Raw genomic sequence first — 18,395 nt, 5'->3', positions numbered from 1 at the left:
CGCGGATCACACCCATGAACGCACCCGCTTATCAGGGCATCAAGGACTTCATCCTCGCGCGCATTCATGCGGGCGAGTGGGCCGAAGGCGACCAGGTGCCCTCCGAAAACGAGCTTGCACGCGAGTTCAGCGTCGCGCGCATGACGGTCAACCGCGCGTTGCGCGAGTTGACCTCGGAGCAGGTGCTGACACGTGTGCAAGGCTCGGGCACTTTCGTCGCCCGTCCCAAGTACGAGTCGACCCTGGTGGCGATCCGCAGCATCTCCGACGAAATCGTTGCGCGCGGTCATCGCTATCAGGCGAAGGTGCTGAACATCGGCGCCAGCATCGCCGATGCGGCGCTCGCCGAAGAGATGCAGGTGAGCGCGGGCGGCCCCGTGTTTCATTCGCGCCTGCTGCATTTCGAAAACGAGGAGCCGGTGCAGCTCGAGGAACGCTGGGTCAATCCGGCCGTCGCCCCCGAATACGCGCTGCAGGACTTCACGAACACCACGCCCAACCAGTACCTCGTGCGCGTCGCGCCGCTGCAGCGCGTCGAGTACCGCATCGAGGCGCTCGCCGCCGACGAGATCACGCGCGAGCTGTTGAACATGAGTGAACGCGAGCCGTGTCTCGTGCTGCACCGGCGCACGTGGTCGCAAGGCGAGGTCGCCTCGATCGCGAATCTGTGGCATCCGGGCACCCGTTACCGCTTCACGGGGCATTTCTGAATTCGCTTTTTCGTCTTCGCCGAATCTTTATCGAACATCTCCACGCATTATTAGGGACACCATGAACAATCCTAAACACATCGATCCGCGTCTTGATCCGACTCGCACGATCCGCGCACCGCACGGCGCGGAAAAGACCTGCAAGACCTGGATCGCGGAAGCCGCGTACCGGATGATCCAGAATAATCTGGACCCCGAAGTCGCCGAGCACCCGCACGCGCTCGTCGTGTACGGCGGCATTGGCCGCGCCGCGCGCAACTGGGATTGCTTCGATCAGATCCTCGCGTCGCTGAAGGACCTGAACGAAGACGAAACGCTGCTGATTCAGTCGGGCAAGCCGGTCGGCGTGTTCCGCACCCATGCGGACGCGCCGCGCGTGCTGCTCGCGAACTCGAACCTCGTGCCTCATTGGGCAACGTGGGAACACTTCCACGAACTCGACCGCAAGGGCCTGATGATGTACGGCCAGATGACCGCGGGCAGCTGGATCTACATCGGCAGCCAGGGCATCGTCCAGGGCACCTACGAGACCTTCTTCGCCGTCGCGAACCAGCACTTCAACGGTGACGCGAAGGGCCGCTGGATTCTGACCGGCGGTCTCGGCGGCATGGGCGGCGCGCAGCCGCTCGCGGCGACGATGGCGGGCTTCTCGATGATCGCGGTCGAATGCGACGAGACGCGCATCGACTTCCGTCTGAAGACGCGCTACGTCGACAAGAAAGCGAAGACGCTCGATGAAGCGCTCGCGATGCTCGACGAAGCGAAGCGCGCCGGCAAGCCGATCTCGGTCGGTCTGCTCGGCAATGCCGCCGACGTGTTCGCCGAGTGCGTCGCGCGCGGCATCACGCCGGACTGCGTGACCGACCAGACGAGCGCGCACGATCCGATTCACGGCTACCTGCCGCAGGGCTGGACGGTCGGAGACTGGCGCGAGCGCATGAAGACCGCGCCGGAAAGCATCGTTACGCCGGCCAAGCAGTCGATGGCCAGGCAGGTGCAGGCGATGCTCACGCTGCAGGAACGCGGCGCGGCAACGCTCGACTACGGCAACAACATTCGCCAGATGGCGCTCGAAATGGGCGTGGAAAACGCGTTCGATTTCCCGGGCTTCGTGCCGGCGTATATCCGGCCGCTCTTCTGCGAAGGCAAGGGCCCGTTCCGCTGGGTCGCGCTGTCGGGCGATCCCGAGGACATCTACAAGACCGATGCGAAGGTGAAGGAACTGATCCCCGACGATCCGCATCTGCACAACTGGCTCGACATGGCGCGCGAGCGCATCGCGTTCCAGGGTCTGCCGGCGCGGATCTGCTGGGTCGGCGTGAAGGATCGCTATCGTCTCGGCCAGGCGTTCAACGAAATGGTCAGGAACGGCGAGCTGAAGGCGCCGATCGTGATCGGCCGCGATCACCTCGATACCGGTTCGGTCGCGAGCCCGAACCGCGAAACCGAATCGATGAAGGACGGCTCGGACGCGGTCAGCGACTGGCCGTTGCTGAACGCGCTGCTGAACACGGCGGGCGGTGCGTCGTGGGTGTCGTTGCATCACGGCGGCGGCGTCGGCATGGGCTTCTCGCAGCACGCGGGCGTCGTGATCGTCGCGGACGGCACGCAAGCCGCGCACGAGCGCCTCGGCCGCGTGCTGTTGAACGATCCGGCCACCGGCGTGATGCGACACGCCGATGCGGGCTATGAACTCGCGCAGCAGACGGCGCGCGAGGCGGGCCTCAATCTGCCGATGCTGGGCCGCTGATCGTGACCATGGCCAACCTCGCGGGCGGCGTTCCAGGCGTCACGCTGATTCGCGGCGCCGATCTCGTGGCGGCGCCGTGGAAAAACGGCGGCGGCGTCACGCGTGAGGTCGCGGCGTTTCCGTCGCACGGCGGCGGGCAGCACGCGGCGAGCGCCGACTTCGTGTGGCGCGTGAGCGTCGCCGAGGTTGCGCAGGCGGGGCCGTTCTCGCGCTTTGACGGCGTCGATCGGACGCTGGTGTTGCTGTCTGGCGCGGGCATGCTGCTCGACGAGCTGGGCGACGCGGGCGTCGCCTCGACGCATGTGTTGCGGCAGCCGCTCGACATCGCGCGCTTCGATGGCGCGACGCGCATCGACGCGCGGCTCGTCGACGGCGCGACGCGCGACTTCAACCTGATGGTGCGGCGCGACGTGGCGCAGGGCGAGTTGGACGTGTGGCGCGCTGGCACGCAGCAGGATGCGCCGCGCGTGCTCGACGGCGACGTGGCGCTGCTGTTTTGCGCGGGCGGCGCGGTCACGGTCGGACTGGCGGCGGACCACGCGCAACCTGTGCGGCTCGACAACGGCGACACGCTACGCGTCGATGGGCCGAACGCGCTCGCTTGCACGCTGACGGGCGACGGCACGGTGCTCGCGATCACGATCCGCTACACGCGATGACGAATCAACCGTGATAGGGCCTCACATGCGCTCGATCGCGGACAACCCATCCACAGACACGCAACGAGCGGCAAAGAGCACGCGATGAAGCAAACCGTCTGGCATCACCTGAATTTGTGCCCGCAGGGCGATCCTCGCCACACGCTCGGCGATGCCGCGATTGCGGTAGACGACGGCCGTATCGCGTGGCTCGGCGCTTTCGCCGATTTACCCACGCCCTATGCCGCATGGCCGCGCGAAGATCTGCGCGGCGCATGGGTGACGCCGGGCCTGATCGATTGCCATACGCACCTCGTGTACGGCGGCCAGCGCGCCGACGAATTCGCGCAGCGGCTCGCGGGCGTCAGCTACGAAGAAATCGCGCGACAGGGCGGCGGCATCGTGTCGACGGTGCGCGCGACGCGCGCCGCGGACGAAACGTCGCTGTTCACGCAAGCGGCCGCGCGGCTCGAACCGCTGCTCGCCGAAGGCGTGACGGCGATCGAAATCAAATCGGGCTACGGCCTCGATCTCGCGAGCGAGCGCAAGATGCTGCGCGTCGCGCGCCAGCTCGGCGAGCGCTGTCCGGTCACGGTCTATACGACGTTTCTCGGCGCGCACGCGTTGCCGCCTGAATTCGCGGGCCGAGCGGACGCGTATATCGACGAAGTCTGCAACACGATGCTGCCCGCGCTCGCGGACGAAGGCCTCGTCGATGCGGTCGATGTGTTCTGCGAGCGCATCGGATTTTCGCTGGAACAGAGCGAGCGCGTGTTCAACGCGGCCGCGCGCTACGAGCTGCCGGTCAAGATGCACGCCGAGCAGTTGTCGAACGGCGGCGGCACCGCGCTCGCGGCACGGCATCGCGCGCTGTCGGCGGATCACCTGGAGTTTCTCGACGAAGCCGGCGTCGCCGCGATGAAGGAAGCGGGCACCGTCGCGGTGCTGCTGCCGGGCGCGTACTACTTCATCCGCGAGACCCAGTTGCCGCCGCTCGAACTGCTGCGGCGCTACGAGGTGCCGATCGCGATCTCGACCGACAGCAACCCGGGCACGTCACCGGCGACTTCGTTACTGATGATGATGAACATAGCGAGCACGCTGTTTCGCATGACCGTGCCCGAGGTGCTGCAAGGCGTCACCACGCACGCTGCGCGCGCGCTCGGCAAGAGCGATCGGCACGGTGCGCTGCAGGTCGGTCGCGCGGCCGACTTCGCGGTGTGGTCGGTCGATTCGCTGGCGGAGCTCGCTTACTGGATTGGCCGGCCGCTCTGCGCGCGCGTCGTGCGCGCGGGCGAAACCGTTTATACGCGGCGCGAGTCGCGTGTGACCTGAACTAGAACCTGAGAGATGACGCAATCCAATCAATCGCTGTTCGCCGCTGACGCGTATCTGCCTGAGGGCTGGCGCCGCAACGTGCTGCTCGAATGGGACGCCCACGGCACGCTGACCGCGGTCACGACGGATCGACCCGAGGCGCCGGCTGGTGTGCCGAAGGCGGCGGGCCCGCTGATGCCAGGCATGCCGAATCTTCACTCGCACGCGTTTCAGCGCGCGATGGCCGGGCTCACCGAATATCGCGCCAACGCGACGGATAATTTCTGGTCGTGGCGCGACCTGATGTATCGCTTTGCCGCGCGCATCACGCCGGAAGGCCTCGCGAGCGTCGCGCAGTGGCTCTACATCGAGATGCTGAAGGCGGGCTATACGTCGGTGTGCGAGTTTCACTACGTGCACCACGCGCAGGACGGCCAGCGCTACGCGAATCAGGCAGAGCTTGCGCAACGCGTGGTGGACGCGGCATCGGCGAGCGGTATCGGCATCACGATGCTGCCGGTGCTGTATCAGTACAGCGGCTTCGGCGCGCGCGCGCCGCGCGACGATCAGCGGCGCTTCATCAATACGCCTGAGAGCCTGCTCGATCTGCTCGGCACGCTACGCGCCGCGCGCCCCGAACATGCGGCGCTGCGTTACGGCGTGGCGCCGCATTCGCTGCGCGCGGTATCGGAGGCGTCGCTGCGCACGTTGCTCGGCGGCATCGACGCAACCGTGCCTGTCCACATCCATATCGCCGAACAGACCGCCGAGGTCGACGCGTGCCTCGAAACCGAAGGCACGCGGCCGGTGCAATGGCTGCTCGATCGTTTCGATGTGGACAGCCGCTGGTGTCTCGTGCACGCGACCCACGTCGATGCGAATGAAACGCTCGCGCTCGCGAAGAGCGGCGCGGTCGCGGGTTTGTGTCTGACCACCGAGGCCAATCTCGGCGACGGCATTTTTCCCGCGCAAGACTATCTCGACGCGCACGGCCGCATCGGCGTCGGCTCGGATAGCCATGTCGGCGTCGATTGGCGCGCCGAGTTGCGTCTGCTCGAATACGGCCAGCGTCTGACGCGCCGGCAGCGCAACGTGCTGGCGTCGGCGCAAGCTCCGCATGTCGCGGATCGTTTGTACGCGGCCGCGCTCGACGGCGGCGCGCGTGCGACCGGCCGCGCGGTCGGCGCGTTGCAGCCGGGCCATCGCGCGGACTGGCTCGTGCTCGACGCCGACCATACGAGCATCGCCGGGCATGAGCGCGAGGCGTGGCTGTCAGGTGTCGTATTCTGCGAGCACGGCGATACGCCGATCCGCGACGTCTACGCGGGCGGCGTCAAGCTCGTCGACGATCGCCGGCATCGCGATGAAGAGGGTGCCTATGCGCGCTATCGCGCGGCGCTCGCGGAACTGCTCAAATAACGGCCATGACCCGCCGAACTGATTCTCCGATCCCACTGATTCCGGACTGACATGACTGCTTCGAACCTCACGCCGGTTTTCTCGCTGCATCAGGGAAGCCTGCCGCTGCTGATCTCGATCCCGCATCTGGGCACGCAAATCCCCGCCGACATCGCCGTGACGATGACACCGGTCGCGCAACGCACCGACGATTGCGACTGGCATCTCGATCGCCTGTACTCATTCGCGAAGCGCCTCGGCGCGTCGATCCTGACGCCGACCTACGCGCGCTACGTGGTCGACCTGAATCGCCCGCCCGACGGCGCGAACCTGTACCCGGGGCAGGACACTACGGGTCTGCTGCCGGTCGATACGTTCGACAAGGAGCCGCTCTATCGCGACGGCCGTCTGCCCGACGATGCCGAAATCGCGCGCCGTCGCGACGCGTACTGGAAGCCGTATCACGACGCGCTGACCGGCGAGCTCGCGGCGCTGAAGGCGAACCACGGCAAGGTGCTGCTGTGGGAAGCGCATTCGATCCGCTCGCACGTGCCGCGCTTTTTCGACGGACGTCTGCCGGATTTCAACTTCGGCACGTCGAACGGTGCGAGCGCCGCGCCGGGCCTGGCTGACGAACTGGCCGCGCTGGTCGAGCGGCACGGCGGCTATACGGCGGTCGCGAATGGCCGTTTCAAGGGCGGCTATATCACGCGGCAATACGGGCAGCCCGAGCAGGGCGTGCACGCGGTGCAACTCGAACTGTCGCAGATCACGTACATGGAAGAGCGCCTGCCTTATGCATACGATGAACACCTAGCCGCGAAGGTCGAGCCGCTGCTCGAAGCGCTGGTAACGACGGCTCTCGCTCGCGTGAAATCCGCCTGAAGCAAAGATGTCCTGACGGGCGTCGCGATGACGGTTATGACGAAAACGCGCCGCTTCGCTTCGTGTATTCCTTTCTCACCACGCGGATCACGATTGCTGCAAGAACACACGGCATCGCGGTCCGCGTCGGCCTGCATCGGTCAGCGTATCGCGAAGGTGTAACAGCATGTGTCCGTGATTGCGTGCCGGCGCGTTCATATGGAATGGTTTGAGCGTCGAGCGCGCACAGCGTATCGCGCGCCGGCGGTTTCACGACGCGGCGCGCCATGAAAAAAAGCCCCGCGAAAGCAGGGCTTTTTGATGTGCACCGCGTCCATCGGACACGGTTTCACCGCCATTAGTGGCAGCGCTTTTCCCAATGATGATGCACGTGCACTTTATGGCACTCGAGGTGATGCTCATTGGCCTGAGCGGGAGCGATCGCGCTCAGGGTGGCAACGGCCGCGGCGATGGCGAGAACGATTTTCTTCATTACAAAACCCTTAAGTCAGTGTTGTGGAGCAACCGATGCAGCACGACGCGTGCCGCATCGGCATGCAAGCATGCCATATGAAGCGGCCGCAGGTAGGAACGGCGCGCGAATACGTGTATCAATGCAACACGCGATGTGTCATAAGCCCTGTTTCAACGCACTTTGCGCTGAATTGGCCGGTGTGTACCGCGTCAAATGTGTAGCTTCGGCATCTGGGCCCCAGCGCACGCAAAGCGGGATCGCGGCATTGCACGCGACACCGCACGACGACTACCCTTTCAAAACGATGACGTGCGCGACGCGGTCATCGATTCATCAGGCGAAAAGATGGAAGACCCAGCGATGGAAGATTCCGACGAATTGCTGCTGCCAGTCTGGCGCGCGAACCTGGTGTTGCTGACCAGCGAGGTCGGCGCCGCGAGCCGGCTCGCGCGCATGATGACGTTTTCCGCGAGCTACCTGAAGCTGATGCTGTCCGGGCAACGCGAATTCAGCGAGGAATTCGTGCGCGGCGTCGAGGCCGTCACCGGTTTGCCGGGCGGCTGGATGAACGTGCCGCACACCGGTCAGGAGATCCCGCCGAATGCGCGCGAGGCGATCGACAACGAGCTGCCGCTTGCGCGCTTTCGGGGCACCGCGCATCCGGTGCGCAAGAAGACGGTGTTGCGGCCCGAGCCGATTTTTGGGCAGCCGCCGCCCGCGCGACGCCTCGAGGAAGAAACGCTCGATGTCGAGGCGCACCGCCGTCACGCGCATTTTCGCAAGGTGCGCGATCTCGCGACGCAGGAAGTGCGGCGCTTCGAGCGGCATCTGCTGCACGCGCCGGTGGAGCTCGCATCGATGCGAGCGAAGGTCGAGGACGTCATGGCCGCGGCCGAACTCGACGACCGCATTCAAGCCGACCTGGAGGGCCGGCTCGAACAGATCGACAAGCACCGGCACATGCTGCTGCGGCACGTGGAAAAACTGCAGGCGCTGCTGAGCCAGCTCGACGACGGCGAGTGAAGACGATCGACGGCGGCCGCTGCATCGCGGGTGCGCCTGTGACTTCAATGCCGCTCGAGCTCGACGCGGCAACGCCGACTCCGGCCCGAAACGCACGGGTCGGCGATGTGCTACAACGACGACACGAACCTGGCCGAGGTGGATCTTGGGCAACATCGTCGTCACGTTGGCGCACACGTCGATCGCGATGATCGGGCTCGCGTGCCGCGTGCGCAGCGTGCGCGTCGCGGCGTTGCTTGCCACGCTATCCGCCGCGAACGGCATCGCCTTGCCGCTTTGCGCGGCAGCCGGCGAAATCGCCACCTCCGCCAACGAACGTGCCCCTGCGACGATCGAGCGCGACGTCCATTTGTTCGTGATCCAGAAAGACGGTTCCGTCGAGGAACACGACGACACGCTGATGCGCGCGGACACGGCCAGCGGCGTCGACGCGATCGCGCAACGCTACGTGTGGTTCAACAAGGACATCGAGCAGGTGCAACTGCTGGCCGCCGAAACGATCGACCCCGACGGCACCGCGCATGCGGTCGGTCCAGAGGCAATCCGCGACGTGCAGGAGCCGCGCTCGTCCGGCGCGCCGAGCTTCGAGGACGGTGTGTTGCGCACCGTGATCTTCCCCGGCGTCACGACCGGCTCGCGCGTGCACCTGGAATTTCGCAAGACCCGCGCGAAGGCGCTGCAAGCGGGCACCTTCGCCTATCTGGTCGAGCCGTCGCTCGAGCCCGTCGACGAGCAGCGTCTGATCTTCGATCTTCCCGCCGACGTGCCGCTCTATGCGGACGCGCGCGGCTACGTCGCGCTACCGCCCGTCACCGCGAACGGCCGCACGCGCTACGAGTTCGACTACCGGCACGGCCCCTATGCGCGGCTCGAAGCGGGCGCGGTCGGCTACGCGAACTGGGGCGACCGGCTGATGGTGTCGACGGTGCCGGACTTCGCGAGCTTCGCCGCGCGCTATCGAGGTCCCGCCGACAATGACGCGACCCGCGACGATCCCGCGATCATCGGTCTCGCACAGCAACTGACGGCAGGTCTCACCGATCCTCGCGACAAAGCCCGCGTGCTGTACGACTGGATGCGTCTGAACATCCGCTACGTCGCGCTTTTTCTCGGCGAGACGGCGACGATTCCGCACAAGGCGGCCGACATCCTGCGCAACCGCTATGGCGACTGCAAGGACCACGTCGCGCTATACGGCGCGCTGCTCGCGGCCGCCGGCATTCGCAGCGAGCCGGTGCTGCTCAATCTCGGTCCGTACTACACGTTGCCCGAGATCCCCGGCTACGGCGCGAGCGCGATCAATCACGCGATCATCTGGATTCCCGAGCTGGCGCAATTCGCGGACACGACGGCGGGCGGCACCGCGTTCGGCTATCTGCCTGGCGGCGTCATGGACCGGCCGGTGCTGCTCGTCGACGACGGCGTGCTCGCGCGCACGCCGGCCACTCAACGGCGCGAACGCAAGGCGCGCGTGCAGATCGACATCGACGAAAACGGCACCGCACATTATGCGTACCGCGTCGAGGATCGGGGCTATACCGCGGAGCTCGAACGCAACACGTTCCGCCGCGCGACGCGCCAGGGCGCGCAGCAGCTTGCCGCCAGGCGTCTGCTGCAAACGGGCTTGCACGGCTCCGCGCAATTGCAGACCGACGACGTCGCCGTGACCGGCGGACCGTTCGCGACGTCCATGCAGGGCAGCGTGCCGCATCTGATCTGGCCGGACGGCACGACCGCCGTGCGGGCGCTCACGAGCCTCGCCGGCGGCATTGGCTCGCAGGTCGAGGCGTGGCTCGCGGAGCCCGTCAGAACGCAGCCTTGGGCGTGCATCGGCGGGGAGTTCGAGGAAACGCTGGAAATGAGCTTGCCGCGCTTCGTGCGCGTGACGGACCTGCCGACCGACAGCACGGTCGAGGACCCGTTGCTCACGTTTGCGTCGCGCTACGTCTTCGATCCGGCGACGCGCACGTTGCAGGTCAACCGGCATCTGCGCGCCGCGTTCGGCCATCGGATGTGTACGCCAAACGAATTCGCGGCGATTCGCGACGCCCTCGTGCGCATCGAGCGCGATCTCGATGCCGAGGTGGTCGTCCGGGCGGCGAACGCGCGGCAGTAGCGCGCCCCGCGCCAGCCGCGCGCCGGGCAGGGCCGCCACGATTTACCGGACCGGACGTGGAGCTTAGGTGCCGCTCTTCGTCACGATCGGCACCCACGCGCCATTCTTCACCTGATACAGCGTCGACGCGCCGCTCTTCAACGCGCCGGTACTGTCGAACGAGATCTTGCCGGTCACGCCGTCGTAGTCGATTGACTTGAGCACCGGACGGTACACGTTCGGCGAGTCGGATTTGGCCTGCTGCATCGCCCTGATCGCGACCCACGCGCCGTCGTAGCCGAACGGCGCATACGACAGCACATCCGCGCCGAAGCGCTTCTTGAACTTCGCGTTGAAGTCCTTGCCGCCCGGCAGTTGCGCAAGCGGTCGGCCGTATTCCCAGGCCATTGCGCCGTCGGACGCATCGCCCGCGAGCTTGATGAAGTCCTCGTCCATCACGCCGCCGCCGCCGATCAGCTGTGCGTTCAGGCCGAGCTGCTTCATGCGCCGCGCGAAGCCCGCCGCCTGGCTGTCGAGGCCGGCGAAGAACACGAGGTCGGCGTTGGCGGCCTTGAACTTGGTGATCTGCGTGCTGAAGTCGACCGCGTGGTTGTCGGTGTATTCGCGCGCGACGATGTTGCCGCCGTGCGCCTTCACGGCTTTCTCGAACTCGTCGGCTTCGCCCTGGCCGAACGCGGTGCGATCGTCGATGATCGCGATGCGCTTGGCCTTCGTCACCTCGACGGCATAGGCGCCCGCATTGCCGGCGTTCTGCGCGTCGGTCGAAATCACCATGAAGGTGTTCGCGAAGCCGCGGCCCGTGATGATCGGATTCGTCGCGGCGGGATCGAGCACCGGAATGCCAGCCTGCTCGTAGACCTGCGAGGCCGGGATCGTCGTGCCCGAGTTGAAGTGGCCGACGACCACCGCGACGCCCGAGTCGACCAGCTTCTGCGCGGCCTGGACGCCGACGCGCGGGTCGGCCTGGTCGTCCTGCGAGACGATCTCGAAATGCGCGACCTTGTCGCCGATCTTGATCTTCTGCGCGTTGGCTTCGTCGATCGCGAGCCGCACACCGTTTTCCAGATCCTTGCCGTAGCCGGCATTGGCGCCCGTCAGCGGCGCGGCAAAGCCGATCTTGACCGGCAGGTCGTCGGCGAAACTGGCAACAGGCGCGACGGCAAACATCGCACCCACAAGCATGGCCAGCGGTTTCAGCGTGTTGCGAAGACTCATGGTCTCTCCTTGCATCGACGGTTGTTATGAAAGCGGTACGGCAGCAAAGCGGTACGACACGTGAGGCCGAGGCAAGCCCTCGCGCATCGCAAGACTACGAAGGATCGCTCGCCGCTCACAATGCTGGAATACGCGCAATGCGTTGGGCTTCGCAGCGTGTTCGCGCGGTCGATCTGGGGCGAATATAGAAAGCCAAATTGCCGTCGTCTTGGCAATTCGTGGCGTTTTGGATGAGCATTTCGGCATAAGCCGCAACAGGTGCATGTGGTGCACACGGAGCGTGCGTCAGGCATGCAAGCTGGCTTGACGTGCGAAAGTCCGCCTCGGCTGCGGATTACGGCATATGCTTAAGAAGCCGGCGCGAGCGCGCCGGCCAGTGTTGCGGCGTTGCGTTGTCGGAGGAGATTCGAGCCTTTTGCCTAGCGCTCGCCTTGCTGACGCAGCAGCTCTTCACGCAGACGCAAAAGCGGCGCCTTCGTGTCTTCGTCGGCCCACGTGTCGAGATCGTCGATCGCGCGCTGGCAGCCGTCGAGCACCACGTCGAGATCGACCGGCACGCCGTTGTTCAGCGCGAATTCGATCGTCTCGGCGAACTGCTGGCACTCGTCCTCGCCGTACGAGATGTCGAGATTGTCGGCGATGATTTCGGCGATGTTGCTGCGTGCCTTGTCGTCGGCCGTCACCATGTCGACGATGCCGCGCGCGACGGCGGCCGAGTAGTAGAGCGCGATATCGAGCCATTGCGCGGGATCGAAGTCGGGCTGGTCGAACTGGTTCTCGAAGAACTCGATCGCTTCCTGTTCGTGCGCTTCGTCCGCGTCGACGCTGATGCACAACTGCTCAAAAAATTCTTCCCGCTCGCTGCGGATATAACCGTCCATCGAATGCCTCGTCTGCTGAATGCCGGATGCTGAAAATGCCGTGGCGCGAGGGCGCAAGCCCTGGTCCACGCGGCAGGCATTATAGGACGGCCGCCAGCAGGGTGCTGGCGACGGCGCTCGGCAACGAGCGACGTGCCTAGGTTATCTAAGCCGTCTCCGCGACCCACGCATCGAACCACTCGCGCGGCTGGGCGATTTCATTTTGCATCGCCACCAGTTCGAGTTCATAGCGTCCGGCCTGCCAGGTCGCCTTGACGACCGCGTTGACCGCGGCGAGCGTGTGCTCGAAGGCCGAGCGGATCGAATCGCCGAGCAGCGTACGCGCGACGAAGACCGCGCTAGTCAGATCGCCGACGCCGACCGGCTGGCGCGCGAACGGATAGAGCGGACGCTGTCCCATCCACGCTTCGCGCTCAGTGACGACGAGCATGTTGAAACGGTCGGCCGGGCTGTTGCGATCGAGCAGATGCTTGACGAGCACGAGCTTCGGCCCACGCGCGAGCAGCTCGCGGCACGCGGTGACGGCTTCCTCGAGCGTCTCGATCTCGCGACCGACGAGGCGCTGCAATTCGATGTGATTCGGCGCGATCCCGTCGGCGACTTGCGGCATTTCTTTCACGAGGAATTCCTGGATGCCCGGCTCGACCTTGTAGCCGCCCGTGGCGCCCATCACCGGATCGCAAAAGTACCAGGCGCGGGGATTGGCCGCCTTCACGGCCTTGACGATGTCAATCACCGCCTGCGCCTGTTCCTTCGTGCCGAGATAGCCGGAGAGCACTGCGTCGCAGCGCGGCAGCATGCCGATCGCGCCGATGCTGTCGACGAGATCTTCCATCTGCGATGCGTCGATAGCGCTGCCGCTCCAGTGCCCGTATTGCGTGTGATTCGAGAGCTGCACGGTGTTGAGCGGCCACACGTTGACGCCGAGCCGGCACATCGGAAACACGGCCGCGCTATTGCCGGCGTGACCGAACACGACATGGGACTGGATGCTCAGAACGTTTTTCGTCATGGTAAGGCTCGCGCGACCGGTCATGCGCGATCAAAAAACACTGGAAGGGGAGGCTCGCGCGGGCTGGCCGATGGCCCGGGCGCCGCGCGGCAGACATGCCTGATACAGATGGTGCAGGAAAAACCCACGAACTGCATAGCCGGCAAGTTAGCAAACGATACAGGAGTTTGACAGCCGCGAGTTGATCCGTCCCCGTGCTGTTGCGCCGAACCATCAAACGCGCGTGAAGATTAACGAAGGCTGACAGTTCAGCGTGCGGCGGATGCTTCAGACGGGGTGAGCTCGCGATACAAGGCCAGATAGCGGTCGGCCGACGCGCCCCAGCCGAAGTCCTGGCGCATCGCGCGCCGCTGCGTGGCCTTCCATTCGGTGCGGCGTCCGTACAGCGCGAACGCGCGGCGGATCGCCGAGGCGAGTCCCTTCGGATCGAAGCGTTCGAACACGAAGCCGGTGGCGAAATCGTCGGCGAGGTTTTCGAGCGATGCGTCGGCGACCGTATCCGCGAGACCGCCGATGCAGTGCACGAGCGGCAGCGACCCGTAGGCGAGCGCATAGAGCTGGGTGAGCCCGCACGGCTCGAAGCGCGACGGCACCGCGACCACGTCGCTGCCGGCGATGATCGTATGCGCGAGGGTTTCGTCGAAGCCGAGCTCGACCGCGACCGATTCCGGATGCGCCTGCGCGACCATCTTGAGGCCATTCTCGAGCGCCGGATCGCCGGTGCCGAACACGACCAGTTGCCCGCCGCGCTTGACGATCTCGGGCACCGCGCCGAGCAGCAGATCGAGGCCCTTCTGCTCGGTCAGCCGGCTGACGACGCCGAACAGCAGCGCGTCGCTTCTCTGCGCGAGGCCGAAGCGCTTTTGCAGCGCTTCCTTGCAGGCGAGCTTGCCCGCCAGTCTCGACGAGCTGTAGTGCGTCGCGAGCAGCGTATCGGTGGCGGGATTCCACACCGTGTAGTCGACGCCGTTCAGGATGCCGCTCAGATCGTGCGCGCGATGGCGCAGCAGCGCATCGAGCCCGCCGCCGTGCGCGAGCGTCTGGATTTCGCGCGCGTAGGTCGGGCTGACGGTCGTGATGCGGTCGGCGTAGTAGAGCCCCGCCTTCAGGAACGACAGCTGACCGTAAAACTCGACGCCGTGCATGTTGAAGAAATCGTGCGGCAGGCCGAGCAGGCCGAACTGATGCGCGGGAAAAATCCCCTGGTAGGCGAGGTTGTGGATCGTGAACACGCTGCGCGCGGGCGCGCGGCCGTGCTCGCGTTCGGCGGCCTTCAGGTAGGCGGGCGCGAGCCCCGCGTGCCAGTCGTGCGCGTGGACGATCTGCGGCGACCACGTCGGGTCCATTTGCTGCGCGAGTTGCGCGGCGACCCAGCCGAGCAGCGCGAAACGCTGTGCGTTATCGCCGTACGGCACGTGTTCGTCGTTCAGATACGGGTTGCCGGGGCGATCGTACAGCGACGCCGCGCGGATCACGTAGACGGCGAGCCCGTTGGTGGGCAACGTGCCGCGTTCGAGCGTCACGTTCGGCGCGCCGAAGCGGCTGCCCAGTTGCGCGACCGGCTGCAGATCGCGCAGGCCGGCGAGCACGGCCGGAAAGCCCGGCAGCAGCACGCGCACGTCGGCGCCGCGCTCGATCAGCGCGGACGGCAGCGCGCCCGCGACGTCGGCGAGACCGCCCGTTTTGAGGAGGGGATACAGCTCGCTTGCGACGTGCAGGGCGCGAATCGTCATAGGCCGGGTCTCTGTCGGGGTGGCAGGGTTGCTCGGGGTCGGCAAATAGTCAGCGGTGGTTCGGGCGAAGCCTGGCCGGCGGCGCGTGGCCGCCGGCGCTGGCATGCGGCGGGCACGCTACTCCGGATGCTTGCGCAACGCCTCCTGCGTGACCAGCACGACGCCTTCGTCGGTGCGATAGAAGCGCTCGGCGTCGCGCGCCGGGTCTTCGCCGATCACCGTGCCTTCTGGAATCGTGCAGCCACGGTCGATCACGACCTTCTGCAGACGGCAACTCGCGCCGACCGTGACCTGCGGCAATAACACTGCCTCATTGATATTACAGAACGAACTCACCTTCACGTTCGAAGACAGTACCGAGCGCGAAATCTGCGAGCCCGAGATCACGCAGCCGCCGCAGACGATCAGATTGTTGCCCGAGCCCTGCAGCCCCTTCATGTCGCGCACGAACTTCGCGGGCGGCAACTGCTCCTGGTATGTCCAGATCGGCCATGACTCGTCGTACAGGTCGAGCGTCGGTATCGTCGACGCGAGGTCGAGGTTCGCGGCCCAGTACGCGTCGATCGTGCCGACGTCGCGCCAGTACGGCTCGACGCTCGGGTCCGACGACACGCACGACATGCTGAACGGATGCGCGATCGCCACGCCTTGCGTGACGACGCGCGGCAGGATGTCCTTGCCGAAGTCGTGATCGGTATCGATCGCGGCGATGTTCTCTTCGAGCTGCGTGTACAGGTAGTCGGCGCTGAACACGTAGATGCCCATGCTCGCGAGCGCCGTGTCGGGGCGACCGGGTATCGCAGGCGGGTCTGCCGGTTTTTCGACGAAGCCGGTCACGCGGCGATTTTCGTCGACCGCCATCACGCCGAACGCGACCGCTTCCATGCGCGGCACCTCGATGCAGCCGACCGTGCAGTCGGCGCCGCTGTCCGCGTGATCGGCGATCATGCGCGTGTAGTCCATCTTGTAGATGTGGTCGCCCGCGAGCACGACCACGTACTTCGGGCGGATCGAGCGGATGATGTCGAGGTTCTGGAACACCGCGTCGGCGGTGCCGCGATACCAGTGCGCGCCTTCGACGCGCTGCTGCGCGGGCCACAGGTCGATGAACTCGCCCATCTCGCCGCGCAGGAAGCTCCAGCCGCGCTGCAGATGCCGCAACAGCGAATGCGCCTTGTACTGCGTGACCACCGCGATGCGGCGGATGCCGGAGTTCAGGCAATTGGACAGCGCGAAGTCGATGATCCGATATTTGCCGCCGAAGTGCACCGCCGGCTTCACGCGCTTGTTCGTGAGCGGTCCGAGCCGGGTACCGCGTCCGCCAGCGAGGACGATCGCGAGGGTAGTGCGCTGTAAGTCGTTCAGCCGTGCCGGAGTATTCATATTTGTCTCCTGTCGATCGGAGTGGCCCTTCAGCACTCACTCCGACCGCATGCAAGATGGTTGCTTGATTGATATACCCCCGGGGATGATCTGGTCGCTTCCTCTCCGCTGATGATTCGGGCTGCCTGGCAGTCGTGCCGCATTGCCGTTCTTCGCTGCCTGTTTTCGCGGGTCCGCCAGTCAGTTCTAGCACCGATTGGACGCGAGCGAATAATGTTTATTGCGGGGGCCGCGTGGCGGACCATCCTCGAACGATCGCCTGTTACGGCGCGTTTTTCGGTGCGGCGCAACACATTGGCCACAAGGTCGTGTGCGGACGATGCTTGTGCCCAGAGGGCGCAATATGCATGCCATCTCGCCGCGGCCGGGTGCCGTGCCCGCAGTGCGCGACTGGCAGCGGAGTTCGGCGGCGCATCGTAGAATCGTGCGCTCCCTGCCTCGTGCATTCCGATTGCGTTTCTTGCAGAGCATCCCGATGAATCTTCACCGCCCATTCCTGCTTGCCCTGTCGAGTGTCTGCGCCTGTGCGATGCTGTGCGCGGCGTCCGTCGCGGTGGCCGCCACGCCGGCGGGCGCGCCGGTCAGCGAGGCGAGCCCGACCGCCGCGAGCGCCGCGGCCGCGTCTTCGCTCGACGATTCCGGCCCGGCCTACGGTCCAGAGCTGCAGGGCTTCAGCTACCCGGCGCCGGTCGAACGCTTCGAATTCACCTCGCAGGGCGTGCCTTTGCAGATGGCCTACATGGACGTGAAGCCCGCGCATGCGAACGGCCGCACCGTGGTGTTGCTGCACGGCAAGAATTTCTGTTCGGCGACGTGGGGCGCGACGATTCGCCGGCTGAGCGATGCCGGCTATCGCGTGATCGCACCGGACCAGATCGGCTTTTGCAAATCGAGCAAGCCCGAGCATTACCAGTACAGCTTCCAGCAACTCGCGCGCAATACGCGTGCGCTGCTCGATTCGCTCGGCGTCAGCGAAGTGACGGTGGTCGGCCATTCGACGGGCGGCATGCTCGCCGTCCGCTATGCGCTGATGTATCCGCGCGAAACACAGCAACTGGTGCTCGTGAACCCGATCGGACTCGAGGACTGGAAGGCGAAGGGCGTGCCGTCGCTGTCGGTCGACCAGTGGTATCAGCGGGAGCTGAAGACCACCGCCGACGGCATCCGCCGCTACGAACAGGCGACCTATTACGCGGGGCAATGGCGCGGGGACTACGAACCGTGGGTGCAGATGCTCGCGGGCATGTATCGTGGGCCGGGCAAGCAGATCGTCGCGTGGAATTCCGCGCTGCTCTACGACATGATTTACACGCAACCGGTCGTCTATGAGCTGGGGCAGCTCGGCATGCCGACGGTGCTGCTGATCGGCCAGAAGGACACGACGGCGATCGGCAAGGATGCCGCGCCGCCCGAGGTGCGCGCGAAGATTGGCCATTACCCCGAATTGGGCCGCGCGGCCGCGAAGGCGATTCCCCATGCGACGCTGGTCGAGTTCGCGGGGCTCGGTCACGCGCCGCAGATGCAGGACCCGCAGGCGTTTCATAAGGCGCTGTTGGAGGGGCTGACAGCGGCGGCGGAAAACCGTTGATCGATTACGTGGGTTTCTGTCCCGCAGTCATAGTCCTGCGTCGCTCTGCGTTAAGCGAAGCTGCCTTGGGCTATTTTTTGGTCCATCGCGGCGTTCTGGAGAGGGCCGCCTGCGGACGGGCGGTAGTCGTTAAGGCTTATTCGATGCCTGCCGTCGCCCGCAGGAATGTGAATGCCTCCGCGCGTGCCGGCAGGCGTCGAATAAGCCCGATGGAGGAAACCGCGGAGTGCTCCGCTGTGGTCGGAACTCGCCGCTATGGCGATTGATAGGTCGGGATGTTCAGCGGTGCCGG

15 protein-coding genes are annotated in these 18,395 nt (G+C 65.7%); 9 read left to right on the top strand and 6 right to left on the bottom strand.

The features are described 5' to 3' along the window. Positions 1 to 14 precede the first annotated feature (14 nt). The 6 genes from hutC (at position 15) to hutG (ending at position 6,698) form a co-directional block, all read left to right on the top strand. A complete protein-coding gene (gene hutC / locus OKW45_RS25690; RefSeq protein WP_018418557.1) occupies positions 15 to 710 on the top strand; it encodes a histidine utilization transcriptional repressor HutC in 696 nt (231 codons plus the stop codon). Between the two features lie 61 nt (positions 711 to 771). Continuing rightward, positions 772 to 2,460: a urocanate hydratase gene (gene hutU / locus OKW45_RS25685; protein WP_429471870.1), complete on the top strand. Its 1,689-nt coding sequence runs from the start codon at positions 772 to 774 to the stop codon at positions 2,458 to 2,460. Positions 2,461 to 2,468: 8 nt separating this feature from the next. Next, positions 2,469 to 3,119: a HutD/Ves family protein gene (locus OKW45_RS25680; protein ID WP_429471867.1), complete on the top strand. Its 651-nt coding sequence runs from the start codon at positions 2,469 to 2,471 to the stop codon at positions 3,117 to 3,119. A gap of 84 nt (positions 3,120 to 3,203) precedes the next feature. Then, positions 3,204 to 4,433: an imidazolonepropionase gene (gene hutI / locus OKW45_RS25675; RefSeq protein WP_429471866.1), complete on the top strand. Its 1,230-nt coding sequence runs from the start codon at positions 3,204 to 3,206 to the stop codon at positions 4,431 to 4,433. Between the two features lie 15 nt (positions 4,434 to 4,448). Further along, positions 4,449 to 5,834, top strand: coding sequence for a formimidoylglutamate deiminase (locus tag OKW45_RS25670; RefSeq protein WP_429471864.1), 1,386 nt, complete (start codon positions 4,449 to 4,451; stop codon positions 5,832 to 5,834). A gap of 51 nt (positions 5,835 to 5,885) precedes the next feature. After that, on the top strand, positions 5,886 to 6,698 hold the full coding sequence (gene hutG, locus OKW45_RS25665) for an N-formylglutamate deformylase (RefSeq protein ID WP_429471862.1): 813 nt from the start codon (positions 5,886 to 5,888) through the stop codon (positions 6,696 to 6,698). A 337-nt stretch (positions 6,699 to 7,035) separates the two neighbouring features. On the opposite strand, the gene OKW45_RS25660 is transcribed toward hutG, so the two are convergent. Further along, the gene (locus tag OKW45_RS25660) at positions 7,036 to 7,170 is read right to left on the bottom strand and encodes a hypothetical protein (RefSeq protein ID WP_260328236.1); all 135 of its coding nucleotides are present in this window, start codon (positions 7,168 to 7,170) and stop codon (positions 7,036 to 7,038) included. Between the two features lie 342 nt (positions 7,171 to 7,512). Between OKW45_RS25660 and OKW45_RS25655 the strand changes: the two genes are divergently transcribed. After that, positions 7,513 to 8,175, top strand: coding sequence for a hypothetical protein (locus tag OKW45_RS25655; protein ID WP_429471860.1), 663 nt, complete (start codon positions 7,513 to 7,515; stop codon positions 8,173 to 8,175). 187 nt (positions 8,176 to 8,362) lie between these two features. Beyond that, positions 8,363 to 10,291 carry a DUF3857 domain-containing transglutaminase family protein gene (locus OKW45_RS25650; RefSeq protein WP_429473358.1) on the top strand — a complete coding sequence of 643 codons (1,929 nt, stop codon included), beginning with the start codon at positions 8,363 to 8,365 and terminating at the stop codon, positions 10,289 to 10,291. A gap of 63 nt (positions 10,292 to 10,354) precedes the next feature. Here OKW45_RS25650 and OKW45_RS25645 read toward each other — a convergent pair whose 3' ends face one another. The 5 genes from OKW45_RS25645 to glgC all read right to left on the bottom strand — a co-directional run bounded on the left by OKW45_RS25645 (position 10,355) and on the right by glgC (position 16,515). Then, on the bottom strand, positions 10,355 to 11,506 hold the full coding sequence (locus OKW45_RS25645; protein WP_018418548.1) for a branched-chain amino acid ABC transporter substrate-binding protein: 1,152 nt from the start codon (positions 11,504 to 11,506) through the stop codon (positions 10,355 to 10,357). Positions 11,507 to 11,925: 419 nt separating this feature from the next. Then, positions 11,926 to 12,387 carry a hypothetical protein gene (locus tag OKW45_RS25640; RefSeq protein ID WP_018418547.1) on the bottom strand — a complete coding sequence of 154 codons (462 nt, stop codon included), beginning with the start codon at positions 12,385 to 12,387 and terminating at the stop codon, positions 11,926 to 11,928. Between the two features lie 145 nt (positions 12,388 to 12,532). Next, positions 12,533 to 13,399, bottom strand: a complete 867-nt coding sequence (pdxY, locus tag OKW45_RS25635) for a pyridoxal kinase PdxY (RefSeq protein ID WP_026225483.1) — start codon at positions 13,397 to 13,399, stop codon at positions 12,533 to 12,535. Between the two features lie 248 nt (positions 13,400 to 13,647). Then, positions 13,648 to 15,132 carry a glycogen synthase GlgA gene (glgA, locus tag OKW45_RS25630; protein WP_429471858.1) on the bottom strand — a complete coding sequence of 495 codons (1,485 nt, stop codon included), beginning with the start codon at positions 15,130 to 15,132 and terminating at the stop codon, positions 13,648 to 13,650. A gap of 117 nt (positions 15,133 to 15,249) precedes the next feature. Further along, complete coding sequence (glgC, locus tag OKW45_RS25625; protein ID WP_018418544.1) at positions 15,250 to 16,515, bottom strand: glucose-1-phosphate adenylyltransferase; 1,266 nt, start codon at positions 16,513 to 16,515, stop codon at positions 15,250 to 15,252. Positions 16,516 to 16,990: 475 nt separating this feature from the next. Here glgC and OKW45_RS25620 point away from each other — a divergent pair, with 475 nt between their 5' ends. Continuing rightward, a complete protein-coding gene (locus OKW45_RS25620; RefSeq protein WP_429471856.1) occupies positions 16,991 to 18,103 on the top strand; it encodes an alpha/beta fold hydrolase in 1,113 nt (370 codons plus the stop codon). The last annotated feature ends 292 nt before the right edge of the window (positions 18,104 to 18,395 follow it).

It is taken from the genome of Paraburkholderia lebeckiae, from assembly GCF_050436225.1.
GTDB lineage: Bacteria > Pseudomonadota > Gammaproteobacteria > Burkholderiales > Burkholderiaceae > Paraburkholderia > Paraburkholderia tuberum.
Note: the sequence above shows the minus strand (reverse complement) of the source record. Positions and strands in the feature narration are given on the sequence as shown.

Coding starts and splice junctions, on each gene's coding strand:
- hutI (WP_429471866.1), top strand. CDS start 3,204: ATGAAGCAAACCGTCTGGCATCACCTGAATTTGTGCCCGCAGGGCGAT.
- OKW45_RS25620 (WP_429471856.1), top strand. CDS start 16,991: ATGAATCTTCACCGCCCATTCCTGCTTGCCCTGTCGAGTGTCTGCGCC.
- OKW45_RS25670 (WP_429471864.1), top strand. CDS start 4,449: ATGACGCAATCCAATCAATCGCTGTTCGCCGCTGACGCGTATCTGCCT.
- OKW45_RS25655 (WP_429471860.1), top strand. CDS start 7,513: ATGGAAGATTCCGACGAATTGCTGCTGCCAGTCTGGCGCGCGAACCTG.
- hutU (WP_429471870.1), top strand. CDS start 772: ATGAACAATCCTAAACACATCGATCCGCGTCTTGATCCGACTCGCACG.
- OKW45_RS25660 (WP_260328236.1), bottom strand. CDS start 7,170: ATGAAGAAAATCGTTCTCGCCATCGCCGCGGCCGTTGCCACCCTGAGC.
- glgA (WP_429471858.1), bottom strand. CDS start 15,132: ATGACGATTCGCGCCCTGCACGTCGCAAGCGAGCTGTATCCCCTCCTC.
- OKW45_RS25680 (WP_429471867.1), top strand. CDS start 2,469: ATGGCCAACCTCGCGGGCGGCGTTCCAGGCGTCACGCTGATTCGCGGC.
- hutG (WP_429471862.1), top strand. CDS start 5,886: ATGACTGCTTCGAACCTCACGCCGGTTTTCTCGCTGCATCAGGGAAGC.
- pdxY (WP_026225483.1), bottom strand. CDS start 13,399: ATGACGAAAAACGTTCTGAGCATCCAGTCCCATGTCGTGTTCGGTCAC.
- hutC (WP_018418557.1), top strand. CDS start 15: ATGAACGCACCCGCTTATCAGGGCATCAAGGACTTCATCCTCGCGCGC.
- OKW45_RS25650 (WP_429473358.1), top strand. CDS start 8,363: ATGATCGGGCTCGCGTGCCGCGTGCGCAGCGTGCGCGTCGCGGCGTTG.
- OKW45_RS25640 (WP_018418547.1), bottom strand. CDS start 12,387: ATGGACGGTTATATCCGCAGCGAGCGGGAAGAATTTTTTGAGCAGTTG.
- glgC (WP_018418544.1), bottom strand. CDS start 16,515: ATGAATACTCCGGCACGGCTGAACGACTTACAGCGCACTACCCTCGCG.
- OKW45_RS25645 (WP_018418548.1), bottom strand. CDS start 11,506: ATGAGTCTTCGCAACACGCTGAAACCGCTGGCCATGCTTGTGGGTGCG.